The sequence below is a fragment of the Flavobacterium sp. 102 genome (genome assembly GCF_003634615.1).
Taxonomy (GTDB): Bacteria; Bacteroidota; Bacteroidia; order Flavobacteriales; family Flavobacteriaceae; genus Flavobacterium.
Window position 1 is genome coordinate 3,547,911 of the sequence record NZ_RBKX01000001.1, and the last position, 14,748, is coordinate 3,562,658.

Genomic DNA, 14,748 nt, shown 5'->3' on the forward strand with positions numbered 1-14,748 from the left:
AAATATAGGTAAACACGTTTAAAAATTGATATGGAGTTTACCTCTGACCTTAGAAACAATAACAAAAACAGAAGAAATATAGGAACATAATGAAGATTTTACTCATTGGAGAATACAGTCGGCTACACAATTCTTTAAAAGAAGGTTTGCTCGAGTTGGGAAACGAAGTTACTATCTTGGGATTCAAAGATGGCTTCAAGGATTTTCCCGTTGATTTTCCTTTGGTTAAAAAATGGGATTACGGTTTTTTGAAAAAAGTGAAATTGGGGGTTTTAAAACTGACCGGATTTGACATTTCTTCTTATTTAACGTATAAACAATTTCAGCAAAACCAACAGTATTTTCAAGGATTTGATGTGGTACAACTCATTAATGAAAACAGTTTTTTTTGCGACTTCCAATACGAGAAAAAGATTTTAAACTATCTTTTCAAAAACAATAAAAAGGTCTTTTTACTTTCTGCCGGAGATGATTATGAATATGTGAATTACAATTTTAACCATCCGGAAAACCCTTCGATCGTACAACCTTATTTGGACGGAAAAATTGCAGATAAAGCCTTTTCAAATGTTTTAAAATTCAGAAGAAAATCGTTTGAAAAACTACATGACTTTATTTATCAAAACATTCAAGGTGTGATTGCCACCGACATTGATTATCACATTCCATTACAAAATCATCCCAAATATTTAGGTTTGATTCCGAGTCCGATTAATTTAACAAAATTTCCTGAAAGCGAATTAAAAATCGGTGACAGAATTATTATTTTTCATGGGATTAACCGTGAAAGTTATTTCAAAAAAGGCAATGATTATTTTGAAAAAGCACTGGAAATAGTTCAGCAAAAATACAACGCCAAAATTGATGTTTTTGTAACCGAAAATGTGCCTTACAACGATTACATCAACCGCTACAATCAAGCGCATATCGTTTTAGATCAATTATACGGTCACGACCAAGGCAGCAACGCATTGGAAGCGATGGCAAAAGGCAAAGTGGTTTTTACCAACGCGAGTAAAACTTTTGAAAATCATTACAATCTAAAGGATAAAGTAGCTGTCAATGCACTTCCTGAGGTAGATTATTTGGTTACCCAATTGTCATTCTTAATTGAAAATCCGGAAGCGATAAAAAATATGGGGCAACGAGCTCGAAAATTTATTAAAAAAGAGCATGATTATCTGACTGTTGCCGGGAAATTTTTAGCCGTTTGGCACCGATAATTACACTTTCAACCATTGTTCTAATTGACTCATCTCACCTTGCCAATCTCTGGCTATATTACTTTTTAACAATTTTGCAGGAATACCGCCGATAAGTACATTTTGCCCAAAAGAAGTATAATCTTTAGTACACAAACTGTTTGAAGCAATTGTACAAAAATCGGGTGTATTGGTATTGGACAAAATGGTCACTCTGTTGCTAATATAATTGTAGTTCCCTAATTTTATTGGCGCAGTAAACGGATATTTTTCACCCGAAACAGTATCAATCATTTGGTGAACAGTCGTGTCGGAAAGTTGGGATTCGTAACCTATTCTCGCAAAGTCACCCAAAGTGATTTTATCAAAACAAATGATTTTTCCGCTATGGCCTAAAGACGACATATTGCCCATTGCTAAAATGGCATTTGGACCAACATGAACCAAATAATCTTTCCCGAATTGGACATGTCCATTAAAAATCATTTTACCCTCTAAATTAAATTCCGCAATACCTTTGGAACGGGAAATAATTTCGTAAGGCTGACCAAAGCCAATCATTCCTGATTTTATGGGTGCATTGAGAATTATTTCGCCGGAAATGTTTTTGAGTTTTACACTACCGTAAAAGTAAATCGGAAGTTTTTTAGCCAAGGAAAAAGGAAACTTTTTAAAATTAAAATACAGCGTTTTTGTCCAATTGATGGAGCAATAAAATTGTATTTTCTGATATAAGTTTCTTAACATTCCCATATTTATTCTTTCTTTCCGGAAAATAAATCTTTAAAATTCAGCCTTTTATTCAATTGGACAAATGAAAATCCCAACGAAATCAGGATTAAAACTGACAGCAATATATACTTTAAAATAATCGATTCAATATTTAAAGATAAAAAAGTTCCCAAACAGATAAAAGTACAATACGAAAATAACCGGTAAAATTCCTTATCAAATTCAAAATCATATCGCTTTGCGGTAATTAATTTCAATCCGAAAAAATGAATAATATAATTAACCAAAAAAGTAATCCCTAATCCTTCCAATCCATAGAAATAAAATCCTAAAATATTGATTATTAAAAATAAGGAATTAAAAAAAACAGACGTTTTAATAAATATTCCGGAATCTCCTTTGGCAATCAAAACATAACCCATCGACCAAGAAACCGCTTTGACAATCATGCCCAAAATACCCCAACAAACCAAAGGCACAATCGGTAAAAACTCTTTAGAATAAAGCAATCGAATAACTGTTGGTGCAAATACCAAAAACACTACAACGATTGGAGTCAACAATAAAACAGCAATGATAGATTGTTCTGTAACTAACTTTTTTACCTTAAGGTTATCGTGACAAACTTTAGCTAATCTTGGATAATAATCGGTTGCCATCGCAGTAAAAATCACACCAACATAAGTATTCAAAATCGTAAAACCGGCGCTGTAAAACCCAACTTCGGAAACACTTTTATAATGGCTGATAAAAACCTGAAGTAAATAGGAAGACAAAGTAGTTAGTAAACCAATTAAACTAAGCGAAAAACCAAGTATAATGAGTTGTTTTCCTTCAACAAAAACTTCTTTATTGGTCAACTTGACATTCTCAATTTTGATTTTTGCCCTAAAATAAAAAGCAACCATCATCGCTATCAAAGAAGAAATGACAATCGATGGCACAATTCCGTTTATTTTAAACCAATAATACAAAGGAAGTGAAACCAGCAATCCCAATAAATTACCCAATAAATTGGCTTTGGCCAAATATTGAATCTTGCTTAATCCCTGAAGAACAACTAAACTTCCGTTGGTTAATTGCTTAAATAACAAGGTAGAAGCAATTAAAACAAAGGCTAAAGTATATTGATCATTTCCAAAAGTCAGTCGGCTTAAAAATGGAGATAAAACAGCTACCGAAATCGCTCCCAAAATACCTGTAATCCAAATCAGTCTTTTAAGAATTGACACTTCTTTGGCTAATGATTCGGGATTATTCTCAGCGGCTGAGATGGCTTTAACACCACTGGTTTCTATACCTGCGTTGGTGAAACTTCCAATTAAATTGATTGCCGAATTGAATAATCCGATAAGCCCAATTCCAGCCGGACCGATTAGTATTGCAATAATTTTGGAACGGACTAAAGAAATTACAATACTAAAAACCTGTACACTTCCAAAAATAGAGGTTGATTTGATGATTTGTCGGTATGAAGATTGGGCATCCGTCATGAAATCAATACTGATTTAAAATTTGAATCACACTCGTTACTTCTTCCTCAGTCATCACCGGACTCAAAGGCAAACTCAATACTTCGCGATGAATTTTTTCTGTGATGGGAAATGAAAGCGAATTCCATTGTGCTAACGCCTTTTGTTGGTGTGACGGAATCGGATAATGAATTAGTGTTTCTATATTTTTTTGTTTCAAATAATCTTGTAAATCTTCTCTGTTTTGGGTTCGAATCACAAACAAATGAAAAACATGATTATTACTTCCATTCCAATAGGGCAAAGTGATTTTATCGTTTTTGATTTCGGCTACATAGCGTTTGACAATAGCCTTTCTTTTCTGATTTTCAGTGTCTAAATGAGGTAATTTAACATTTAAAAAAGCGGCTTGCAATTCATCCAAACGAGAATTAATTCCTATAAATTCGTTGTAATATTTTTGTTCCGAACCATAATTCCGCAAAGCGAAAATTACTTTGGCCAAATCGGCATCATTGGTTGTAATTCCACCGGCATCGCCTAAAGAACCAAGATTCTTCGCGGGATAAAAACTAAATGCCGCTGCATTAGAGAGATTTCCGGATTTTCGCAATTCGTAATTCGTAATTTGTGATTCGTAATTCATTGCTGCGCCATGAGCTTGCGCCGCATCTTCAACAACCAATAAATTATGTTGCTTGGCGATACTATTTATTTTATCCATTTCGGCCAGTTGTCCATAAAGATGAACCGCTAAAATAGCTTTTGTTTTTGACGTTATTCTTTTGGCAATTAAATCGGGATTGAGATTGTAGGTTTCCAACTTTGGTTCCACCAATACCGGAACCAAATCCGCTTGCAAAATGGCTAAAATACTGGCAATATAAGTATTCGCAGGAACGATAACTTCATCGCCTTTTTGCAGTTTTCCGAGTTGGATATACCCTTTAAAAATTAAAACCATCGCATCCAATCCGTTGCCTACGCCGATGCAATATTTAGCACCACAATATTGGGCAAAATCACGTTCGAAAGTTTTGACTTCGTCGCCTAAAACAAACCAACCTTTATCCAAAAACTGTTGCATTTTTTCTTGAAATGCGGTTTGATAAGGCAAATTGATTTTATGTAAGTCGAGGAATTTTATCATATCAAAACATTTTCTAATAACCCATAATTGCTTGTTTTCACTTCATAAAAATCTTGAACAACGGTTTTAGCGCCAAAACTTTCTTTCCAAAATAAAATACCTTCATTGATTTTCTTGCCGTTTTCTTCGTGTGACGGACCAAAATCAAAATAGATTTTATCTTTAAAAACTTCGGTTATCAAATGGTTGTAAAGAAAATCTAAACTTCCCAATTCGTTCTTTTTTTCATTGCCTGAAATGTATTGTGGATGTGCCACATTATCGGTAATAAAAACCGTTGTTCCTGCCACAATTTTATCTTCGTGATAGACATTAAAATGCCAAATATTATTTGGGAATTTTTGTTGTAATTTTATTATTTCTTCTACTGAATGCACTGGTTTGGCTTGGTGCTTTTTGTCTAAATTCGGAATCAAAATTTCGTTCCAAAAAAGGTCAAACTTCAATTCTTTCTTGATGACTAAATCGTTTTTTATACCACGTCGCAAACTCTCTTTTCGGGTTTTTGTAAAAGAAAATGGTTTCTTAAGGTCAATTACCGACAAACAATCTCTTCGGATTAATTGGGCTTTCGCCAAAAACAAAGCATATTCAATCTCCTCAGAAAAGAAACAATTATAAATACTTGGAACTAATTTCAACTGAAAACTTTCGAACTGATTTAGGCTTAAAAAAGCCAAAACTGATTTGACTACAGTAATGACTTCACCTAATTTTACCTTTTCTCCAAAAACAAAACCGCCGTAAGTCAGGCCTTGGTGAGAAAAAAGCGTATTATCTTTAACATTCGCCGGAAGTACCGAAACCAATTTTTGTCCTTCAAAAACCATTAAAGAATAGTCTTCAAACCGATCAGCATGGTATTCCATAAAATCGCGATGAAACAAAAAAGTAGCATTTTTGGCCGTGCCGATAAAAGCATTCCAAAGCAAAAAATCGTCCGAATGATAACGTCTAACAGTATAGTTTTTCACAAGTGTGGTTTAAACTTTGGAAAATTAAACATTTATTTTTTAATAGCATTCATTGGGCAAAAAATATGAAATCCAAAATAATTACTTAATTTTAGCCTACTAAATTTAAAATTGCCTTGAATTTAAAACGTATTTTACTCTGTTTTATTGCCTTACACTTCAATATTTACGGCGTGAGCGGACAAGATATTTCCCTTTATGAACAATTCAACGGAAGGTATGATTTTACCTTTTTGGGCAACACTTTAAATACTCAAGAAAACAACAGTACTTTGAACTCTGTGACCGTTACTTCTTCTGCGGCTAACTTGAATCTTAGCCCGAGTGATGTCATCGAAAAAGCATATCTATATTGGGCCGGATGTGGTGATGGGGATTTTGAAGTAACCTTAAATACAACAACTATTACACCCGATAGGAATTTTAGTTACAGTAGGAATTTTGACGGCACCATTTTTACTTACTTTAGTGCTTTTAAAGATGTTACTACACAAGTACAAAACACCGGAAACGGCACTTATACTTTGTCTAATCTTGATATTTCCCCTTTTGAAGACTTGCATTTACAAAGAAGAACCAATTTTGCCGGATGGGCTATTGTGATTATTTACAAAAACCCAAATTTACCTTTAAATCAAATCAATGTTTATGACGGTTTAGAAGGCGTTCCCGATGAGCTATCAATAACCTTAACCAATTTAAATGTCATTGACAACCTCAATTCTAAAGTTGGTTTTTTAGCTTGGGAAGGCGATGCGGCATTGGCCACAGAAGAATTTAGGATCAATGGTGATTTGCTGAGCAATCCCTTAAATCCGGCCACTAATGTTTTTAACGGAACCAATTCTGTTACCGGGAACACCACTATGTTTAATATGGATTTAGATATTTATAACATACAAAATCTTATTGCTGTTGGAGATACAGCTGCTGAAATATCGCTTACTTCCTTTCAGGATTTTGTGATGATAAACTCGGTTGTAACCAAGCTAAACAACCAGTTACCCGATGCCAGTGTGACTATAAATTCAGTCAACAAAGAATGCAATTCGAGAACCATAGTAGTGACTTATACGGTTTCTAATTTGAATTGTACCGGTCCGCTACAGGCTGAAACACCGATTTCAATTTACATCAACGGACAATTAGTCGATGTTACTGAAACCACTGCATCCATTCCGGTTGATGGATTTATCACAGCACAAGTAACTATTGTTTTACCCATTTGGGTTCCCAATAATTTTGAAATCAAATTCGTAGCAGATGATAAAGGCGACGGAACAGGTATCGTTAATGAGTTAGTGGAAAATAACAATATTTTTTTAGCCAATGAAACGCTTTACACTTCGCCCACTTTTAATGATTTAGAAAACTTAGTTTCTTGTAACGAAGGCTTCACGCAAGCCACTTTTGATTTCTCAGCTTATGAAGTATTGGTCAAAACTGATCCCGAAGACAGTGTCGCTTTTTACGAAACTGAAGAAGATGCTATTAACGGCGTTAGCCCTATTTTAAATACTTCCAATCATGTTGCTACCGCTACACCAAAAGAAATTTATGTTAGAATAGACAACCAAAATTGTTATGCAATAACCTCATTTTTATTGACCAGTCGAAATTGTCCGCCAACCGTTTACAACTTTGTTTCTGTTAATAATGACACGCTAAATGAATCTTTCACCATTGGAGGTTTACAAAATATCTTCTTGAATTATAAAATAGAAATTTATAATCGTTGGGGAAAATTAGTTTGGACCGGTAATCAGAACACTCAAAATTGGGATGGCTATATCAAAGATGGATTAGGAACCAAAAATGCTCCTGATGGAACCTATTTCTATTTATTGTATCTAAATGACCCTGATTATCCAAAACCTTTAAGCGGTTATGTGTATTTAGTTCATTAATAAGAAAAACTTAGTAATTTTGTCCTGTAACTTCAAGATTACAACTGCCTAATGAAACAAATCACCAGCGCTCAAAATCCTTTGATCAAATCATTGGTTCTGCTACAAGACAAAGCCAAAGCCAGAAAACAATCCGGCACTTTCTTAATTGAAGGTGTTCGCGAAATTGAATTGGCTATCAAAGGAAATTACGAATTGGAAACGATACTAATTTGCACGGAATTAGTTGATTTATCTAACCATCTAATAATCCAAAAATCGAACAGTCCAATAATAGAAATCTCCAAAGAAGTCTATCAAAAACTCGCTTATCGCGATACAACAGAAGGTATTTTAGCGGTCGCCAAAATCAAATCTTTACAACTTTCTGATTTAAAATTACCCGAAAACCCGTTAATTGTAGTGATGGAAGCCATCGAAAAACCGGGAAATATTGGCGCGATGTTACGCACTTGTGATGCCGCCAAAGTGGATGCCGTAATCATCGCCAATCCGAAAACTGATTTACACAACCCAAATATCGTTCGTTCAAGTGTAGGCTGTTTGTTTACCAACCAAATCGCAACTGCCACCACAGAAGAAACTATAGAATTTTTAATCAAAAACAACATCAATTTTTATAGCGCAACGTTACAAAATTCAACTTCATACCATACCCAAAACTATAATTTACCTACTGCATTGGTCGTTGGCACGGAAGCCACAGGCCTATCCCAACTTTGGCGCGACAAAGCCACTCAAAACATCATTATCCCTATGCAAGGCGAAATCGACAGCATGAATGTTTCGGTTGCCGCAGCGATTTTAATTTTTGAAGCCAAACGCCAACGAGGATTTTAAATTAAGATAACCAATTTTAGAATTTTAACGCTAAATTGTCTCTCTGAGCGCAGTCGAAGGGTTTTGTCAATAAAAAATAACCATGAAAAAAGTACTATTAATTGCGGTTTCCATTTTAACTTTTGGAACCAATACAGCCCAAATTACAGAAAAAGAAGTAGATGTTCTGGTTGAAAATACCTTAAAAACCTTTAATGTTCCGGGCATCGCTGTTGGAATTGTCAAGGATGGAAAATTGGTTTTCGCCAAAGGTTATGGCGTAACCAACATCAAAACCCAACAAAAAGTAGATGCCAATACGTTATTCGGAATTGCTTCGAATAGTAAAGCATTTACCGCATCGGCTTTGGCGATTTTGGTAGATGAAGGCAAAATCAATTGGGATGATAAAGTCCAAAAATATTTGCCGGAGTTTAAAATGTACAATGAATATGTAACCAATGAATTCACCATTCGCGACTTATTAACGCACAGAAGCGGACTCGGTTTAGGCGCCGGAGATTTAATGATTTGGCCCGACGGACATGATTTCACCCCTAAGGATATTGTCAAAAATATTCAATATTTAAAACCGGTTTCAGGCTTCAGAACCAAATATGATTACGATAATTTGCTTTATGTTATTGCCGGTGAAGTCATTGAAAAAGTATCCGGAAAAACCTGGTGTGAATATGTTGAAGAACGTTTGATGAAACCTATTGGCATGAACAAAAGTGCGGCTTCATGGTCAAGATTAAAAGATACTACTAATACCATCGTTCCGCATGTGCCAACCAACGGAAAACTGGAAATTGTACCGAGGTATACCAATCACATTTTTGACGCTGCTGCCGGTTTGTATGCTTCTGTGAATGATTTAAGCCAATGGCTGATTGTGCAAATGAACAAAGGAAAATATGGGGAAAACCAACAACTTTTCAGTGAAAAACAATGGAAAGAAATGTGGACACCACAAACTATTTTACCGATGGGAAAGACTTATCCTTATATTTCTAACTTCAGAAATTACGGTTTAGGCTGGCGTTTGGAAGACATCAATAGCCATTTACAAGTTTCTCACACCGGCGGTTTGGACGGAATTGTAACGCAAACCATCATGATTCCGGATGTTAATTTAGGAATTATTGTTTTAACCAATCAACAAAGTGGAACAGCTTTTATGGTCATTTCCAACACTATTAAAGACAGTTATTTAGGCTTGCCCAAGTTTGACCACTTGGCTTATTTGGGTCAGGAAAGAAAAGCCAAAGAAGACGATGCCGATAAAATAACTGACCAAATTTGGGCAAAAGTAGCTCAAAACGCTAAAGATAAAATCAAAATCGATTTCAAAAAATACATTGGCATTTACAACGATAAGTGGTTCGGCGAAGTCAGCATTTTCGAAAAGAAAGGCAAATTATACTTTGCTTCTAAACGTTCGAAAAGATTAATTGGGGAAATTTTCTTTTACAAAGACCAAAATTTTGTCGTAAAATGGGATGTTAGAAGTTTTAATGCCGATTCGCATATTTTCTTTGATTTAGACACAAATGGACAAGTCAATCACTTCAAAATGGAAGCCATTTCGCCTTTAACAGATTTTAGTTATGACTTCCATGATTTGGATTTTAGTCGCGCAAAATAAACTTTCTTGCTGAAATTCAAACTATTACATTTTTGTTCTCGAAGTTTCGGAATTCTCTCTTGAATTTGCCTTATAAGAGTTGCACATCTCGCTAGTTATTCCTAATTTTAAGAATTGAATGAACATGTTATGATTGAAATTGATTTAGAAGAAGAAAAAAAAGCTATTGCCCGAGAATACAAAGAACTACTTCGCATAAGTTACCAAACGCTTACCGATTCAGATAAAAAATTGATTCGAAAAGCCTTTGATGTAGCAGTTGACGCTCACAAAGACCAACGCCGTAAATCTGGTGAAGCCTATATCTTCCATCCTATTGGCGTGGCCAAAATTGTCGCTTCCGAAATTGGTTTGGGTGCTACCAGTATCGCTGCTGCTTTAATGCATGATGTAGTGGAAGACACTAATATTACAGTTGAGGATATTGAAAAAATGTTCAATCCTAAGATTGCGCATTTGGTGGAAGGTTTGACTAAAATCTCCCAAGTCAAAAAAGACATGAACATCTCAATGCAAGCGGAAAACTTCCGTAAAATGCTATTGACTTTAAATGACGATGTTCGTGTAATCTTAATCAAAATCGCCGACCGCTTGCACAACATGCAAACTATGGATTCGATGCCCGATTATAAACAGGTGAAAATCGCTTCTGAGACTCTATACATTTATGCACCACTCGCCCATCGTTTGGGATTGTACAACATCAAAACCAAGTTAGAAGACTTAGGTTTAAAATACACTGAGCCTGATGTTTTTGCCGATATCGTCAGCAAAATAAAAGAAACCAAAGAAGAACAAGATGAGTATATCTCTACGATTTCTAATGTTTTAAAAAAATCATTAGATGATGAAGGTGTGGAATACACCATGAAAGGACGACCAAAATCCATCTACTCCATTCGCCGAAAAATGGCGGCACAAAACGTCACCTTTGATGAAGTGTATGACAAGTTTGCACTCCGAATTATATACAAATCCAACTTACACGACGAGAAATTCCTGGCTTGGAAAATCTATTCCATCGTAACAGACCATTATCGTCCGAGTCCGAGTCGTTTGCGCGATTGGATTTCATCACCAAAATCAACCGGTTACGAAGCTTTGCACATCACGGTTATGGGACCAAAAGGCCGTTGGGTAGAAATTCAGGTGCGAAGCGAACGCATGGATGAAATTGCCGAAAAAGGATATGCTGCGCATTACAAATACAAACAAGGCGCAACGGAAGAAAGTGGTTTAGACACTTGGCTAAATCTTTTGAAAGAAGCTTTGGAAAGTTCCGAAACCAATGCGGTCGACTTTGTAGAAGATTTCAAAATGAACTTGTATGCTAAAGAAATCTTTGTGTTTACCCCAAAAGGAGAAATTAAATCTTTACCAAAAGGCGCCACTTCCTTAGATTTTGCCTTCAGTATTCACTCTGAAATCGGGATTAGAACCCGTGGAACTCGTGTGAATGGAAAACTAGTACCGTTAAATCACGAGTTAAAAAGTGGTGACCAAATAGAAGTCATCACGTCTGTCCATCAAAAGCCAACGATTAACTGGTTAGATTATGTGACCACTTCACGAGCTAAAAATAAAATCAGAAACGTTCTTAACGAAAATACCAAGAAAATTGCCGAAGACGGAAAAGAATTATTGACCCGAAAAATGAAACACTTAAAGATCACTTTAAGTGAAACTGTAGTCAATGAATTGGTGAATTTCTTCAATCTCAAAACCAGTTTAGACTTGTTTTATCGTGTTGGAATAGGCTCTATTGAAAACCAACAACTGAAAGATTTCGCAGCCCAAAAAAGCAATACATTGATGAATTTCTTCAAGAGCAAAATGAAGCGTTCACCAAGCTCAAGACCTGATGAAATCAATAAGCAAGAATTGAGCAAGAATTTTGACATGCTGGTTTTTGGTTCGGAACAAGACAAATTAGACTATAAACTGTCTTCTTGTTGTAACCCAATTCCGGGCGACGAAGTATTCGGTTTTATCACCATCAATGAAGGCATCAAAGTACATAAAAAAGATTGTCCGAACGCAATAACATTGCAGTCGAACTATGCTTACCGCATTATGCAAGCCAAATGGATTGACTCTTCGCAACAAGAATTCAAAGCCATTTTGAAAATTACCGGCATGGACAGTTTGGGCTTAACCAATGAATTGACCAAAGTAATTTCAAACAACATGCACGTCAACATTCAAAGTATTTCCCTTAGTGGTGAAGCCGGAATTTTTAACGGACAAGTAGCGGTAATTGTACAGAACAATAGTATTTTAAAGAAACTAATCGACAATATTAAAAAGATCGACGGCGTAGACAAAGTAACCCGAGTTTATACCAATTAGCCATGAGAAAAATCATCCTGTTCTTGTTTCTAATTGCGTTCACAACGGTATTTTCACAAGACAAATTCAAGTTCAAGTCAATGGATTATGGCATTGGAACCTATAAAATCAGCAATCGAAATTCCGTTTTTGTTTTAAATGCTTCATTAGACGTAACGACTTCTTATCAATCAAACCTATTCACCTTGTCCAACGCAATTGGATTTGGATTTGGACAAAATGAAGATTCCAACACCGATTTAGAAGGCTATTACGAAGTTGATTTGCTTTACGGTAGAGAATTTAAACTTGCGGACAAATTTTATTTGGAAACCCATACGGGTGTAGGATTCATAAGCCAAAACAACACAACCATTAGTGATGAAAAGCAATCATGGGCCATTCCTGTAAAAGCAAAATTCTTGTATTATACCGGCAAAAGGTTTGCTATTGGTTTGAATCCAAATGTCAGCTTTAATAAAGTAAACGCCATTTACAGTTTAAATTTTCTTTTACACCTAAACTTTTAGACTTTAAACTTTTAAACTTTTAAACTAAAAACTATCTTTGTCCCATGACATTAATTGCTACCGATAATATCAAAAATCAAGAGACCGTAAAAAACGTTTTTACGCTATACTTGGAGAACAAAGGACATCGCAAAACCCCTGAGCGTTATGCTATTCTACAGGAAATTTACGATAGTGAAGAGCATTTTGACATCGAGAATTTGTATATCAAAATGAAAAACAAAAACTACCGTGTGTCTCGTGCGACTTTATACAATACTATCGAGCTTTTATTAGATTGTGGTTTGGTTCGCAAACACCAATTTGGCCAAAACCAAGCGCATTACGAGAAGTCCTATTTCGACAAACAACATGACCATATCATCATGACCGATACCGGTGAAGTAATTGAATTTTGCGACCCGAGAATACAAACCATCAAAAAAACGATTGAAGAAATATTTGGGATTGAGATTCACAACCACTCGTTGTATTTCTATGCGAATAAGAAGGAATAAAAAAACACAACAACACAACATAAACAACACACAATGACCGTAGATTTACTACTCGGATTACAATGGGGAGACGAAGGAAAAGGAAAAATAGTTGACGTTCTTACTTCAAAATATGACATCATCGCAAGATTTCAAGGCGGACCCAACGCCGGACACACTTTAGAATTTGACGGAATCAAACACGTTTTGAGAACCATTCCCTCCGGAATTTTTCACAGCAACAATATCAATATCATTGGAAACGGTGTCGTAATTGACCCTGTCGTTTTCAAAAGCGAAATCGATGGCTTGGCGAAATTCAACCTCGATTTAAAATCAAAACTCATCATTTCGCGCAAAGCGCATTTAATATTACCAACGCACCGTTTACTAGATGCAGCCTCTGAAGCGGCAAAAGGCAAAGCGAAAATCGGCTCGACTTTAAAAGGAATTGGCCCAACGTATATGGACAAAACCGGTCGTAACGGATTGCGTGTTGGCGATATCGAATTGGCTGATTTCAAAGAAAGATACCGAGCTTTGGCCGACAAACATGAAGCCATGATTGCGTTCTATGACGTAAACATTCAATACAATTTGCCTGAGTTAGAGAAAGAATTCTTTGAAGCAGTGGCCGATTTGCAAAAACTGAATTTCATTGACAGCGAAGAATATTTGGCACAAGCCCAAAAAGCAGGTAAATCTATTCTTTGTGAAGGCGCTCAAGGTTCGTTACTCGATGTTGATTTCGGGACGTATCCTTTTGTAACTTCTTCTAACACTACCGCTGCCGGTGCTTGTACCGGTTTAGGGATTGCGCCTAACAAAATCAAAGAGGTGTACGGCATTTTCAAAGCGTATACCACTCGTGTAGGTTCAGGACCATTTCCTACGGAGGATTTTGGCGATGCCGGCGATGTAATGGCAAAAGTGGGTAACGAATTTGGCTCGGTAACCGGAAGAAAAAGACGTTGCGGTTGGTTGGATTTAGTAGCGTTAAAATATGCTATCCAAATCAACGGTGTAACCCAATTGATGATGATGAAAGGCGATGTACTTTCGGGCTTTGATACTTTGAAAGTCGCTACGGCCTATAACTACAAAGGCGAAGTGATTCACCATTTGCCTTATAATATCGAAGAAGAAAACGTAACCCCTATTTATACGGAATTCAAAGGTTGGCAAGCCGATTTAACCGGAATGACGACTTACGATGCCTTACCTAAAGAACTCAAAGACTACATCGAATTTATAGAACGCGAAGTCGAAGTACCAATCAAGATTGTTTCGGTTGGACCGGATAGGAAGCAGACGATTACGAGATAAATTAGAAACCCTTTCAGTGATGGGAGGGTTTTGTTTTTTATAATAGACCTAAACTTTTCTGTAATCTTTTTATATATTAGCAACAAGATAAATGAACAGCTAAACCTAACTATTAGTAAATAGTAAGCTTACATCTGCAATGTGTAAAAAGACTGATTTATGCTTACCTTTGTGTGTGAATTTA

General features: G+C 35.9%; 12 protein-coding genes. 8 read left to right on the forward strand and 4 right to left on the reverse strand.

Annotated elements, in window-relative coordinates; genetic code table 11:
* Nucleotides 1–89: 89 nt before the first annotated feature.
* The gene (locus C8C84_RS15760) at nucleotides 90–1,223 is read left to right on the forward strand and encodes a glycosyltransferase (RefSeq protein ID WP_121314560.1); all 1,134 of its coding nucleotides are present in this window, start codon (nucleotides 90–92) and stop codon (nucleotides 1,221–1,223) included.
* On the opposite strand, the gene C8C84_RS15765 is transcribed toward C8C84_RS15760, so the two are convergent.
* The 4 genes from C8C84_RS15765 to C8C84_RS15780 all read right to left on the reverse strand — a co-directional run bounded on the left by C8C84_RS15765 (nucleotide 1,224) and on the right by C8C84_RS15780 (nucleotide 5,530).
* The gene (locus C8C84_RS15765; RefSeq protein WP_233549852.1) at nucleotides 1,224–1,856 is read right to left on the reverse strand and encodes a transferase; all 633 of its coding nucleotides are present in this window, start codon (nucleotides 1,854–1,856) and stop codon (nucleotides 1,224–1,226) included.
* A 101-nt stretch (nucleotides 1,857–1,957) separates the two neighbouring features.
* Nucleotides 1,958–3,427: an oligosaccharide flippase family protein gene (locus C8C84_RS15770; RefSeq protein ID WP_121314562.1), complete on the reverse strand. Its 1,470-nt coding sequence runs from the start codon at nucleotides 3,425–3,427 to the stop codon at nucleotides 1,958–1,960.
* A 4-nt stretch (nucleotides 3,428–3,431) separates the two neighbouring features.
* On the reverse strand, nucleotides 3,432–4,556 hold the full coding sequence (locus C8C84_RS15775) for a DegT/DnrJ/EryC1/StrS aminotransferase family protein (protein WP_121314563.1): 1,125 nt from the start codon (nucleotides 4,554–4,556) through the stop codon (nucleotides 3,432–3,434).
* The gene (locus C8C84_RS15780; protein WP_121314564.1) at nucleotides 4,553–5,530 is read right to left on the reverse strand and encodes a GNAT family N-acetyltransferase; all 978 of its coding nucleotides are present in this window, start codon (nucleotides 5,528–5,530) and stop codon (nucleotides 4,553–4,555) included. Before C8C84_RS15780 ends, C8C84_RS15775 begins: the two co-directional genes overlap by 4 nt.
* A 116-nt stretch (nucleotides 5,531–5,646) precedes the next feature.
* On the opposite strand from C8C84_RS15780, the gene C8C84_RS15785 reads away from it, so the two are divergent.
* From C8C84_RS15785 to C8C84_RS15815, 7 genes are all read left to right on the forward strand, one after another.
* Entirely contained in the window at nucleotides 5,647–7,437 is a 1,791-nt protein-coding gene (locus tag C8C84_RS15785; protein ID WP_121314565.1) for a gliding motility-associated C-terminal domain-containing protein, read from the forward strand.
* A 51-nt stretch (nucleotides 7,438–7,488) separates the two neighbouring features.
* Nucleotides 7,489–8,277: an RNA methyltransferase gene (locus tag C8C84_RS15790; protein ID WP_121314566.1), complete on the forward strand. Its 789-nt coding sequence runs from the start codon at nucleotides 7,489–7,491 to the stop codon at nucleotides 8,275–8,277.
* Nucleotides 8,278–8,359: 82 nt separating this feature from the next.
* On the forward strand, nucleotides 8,360–9,904 hold the full coding sequence (locus C8C84_RS15795; protein WP_121314567.1) for a serine hydrolase: 1,545 nt from the start codon (nucleotides 8,360–8,362) through the stop codon (nucleotides 9,902–9,904).
* 129 nt (nucleotides 9,905–10,033) lie between these two features.
* The gene (locus tag C8C84_RS15800; RefSeq protein ID WP_121314568.1) at nucleotides 10,034–12,253 is read left to right on the forward strand and encodes a bifunctional (p)ppGpp synthetase/guanosine-3',5'-bis(diphosphate) 3'-pyrophosphohydrolase; all 2,220 of its coding nucleotides are present in this window, start codon (nucleotides 10,034–10,036) and stop codon (nucleotides 12,251–12,253) included.
* Between the two features lie 2 nt (nucleotides 12,254–12,255).
* Nucleotides 12,256–12,762: a hypothetical protein gene (locus C8C84_RS15805; RefSeq protein WP_121314569.1), complete on the forward strand. Its 507-nt coding sequence runs from the start codon at nucleotides 12,256–12,258 to the stop codon at nucleotides 12,760–12,762.
* A 44-nt stretch (nucleotides 12,763–12,806) separates the two neighbouring features.
* On the forward strand, nucleotides 12,807–13,259 hold the full coding sequence (locus C8C84_RS15810) for a Fur family transcriptional regulator (RefSeq protein WP_121314570.1): 453 nt from the start codon (nucleotides 12,807–12,809) through the stop codon (nucleotides 13,257–13,259).
* Nucleotides 13,260–13,292: 33 nt separating this feature from the next.
* A complete protein-coding gene (locus tag C8C84_RS15815) occupies nucleotides 13,293–14,564 on the forward strand; it encodes an adenylosuccinate synthase (RefSeq protein WP_121314571.1) in 1,272 nt (423 codons plus the stop codon).
* Nucleotides 14,565–14,748 lie beyond the last annotated feature (184 nt).

Excerpts from the sequence above, each read along its gene's own strand:
- C8C84_RS15760 (WP_121314560.1), top strand. The coding sequence starts at position 90 with ATGAAGATTTTACTCATTGGAGAATACAGTCGGCTACACAATTCTTTA.
- C8C84_RS15770 (WP_121314562.1), bottom strand. The coding sequence starts at position 3,427 with ATGACGGATGCCCAATCTTCATACCGACAAATCATCAAATCAACCTCT.
- C8C84_RS15775 (WP_121314563.1), bottom strand. The coding sequence starts at position 4,556 with ATGATAAAATTCCTCGACTTACATAAAATCAATTTGCCTTATCAAACC.
- C8C84_RS15790 (WP_121314566.1), top strand. The coding sequence starts at position 7,489 with ATGAAACAAATCACCAGCGCTCAAAATCCTTTGATCAAATCATTGGTT.
- C8C84_RS15795 (WP_121314567.1), top strand. The coding sequence starts at position 8,360 with ATGAAAAAAGTACTATTAATTGCGGTTTCCATTTTAACTTTTGGAACC.
- C8C84_RS15800 (WP_121314568.1), top strand. The coding sequence starts at position 10,034 with ATGATTGAAATTGATTTAGAAGAAGAAAAAAAAGCTATTGCCCGAGAA.
- C8C84_RS15805 (WP_121314569.1), top strand. The coding sequence starts at position 12,256 with ATGAGAAAAATCATCCTGTTCTTGTTTCTAATTGCGTTCACAACGGTA.
- C8C84_RS15810 (WP_121314570.1), top strand. The coding sequence starts at position 12,807 with ATGACATTAATTGCTACCGATAATATCAAAAATCAAGAGACCGTAAAA.
- C8C84_RS15815 (WP_121314571.1), top strand. The coding sequence starts at position 13,293 with ATGACCGTAGATTTACTACTCGGATTACAATGGGGAGACGAAGGAAAA.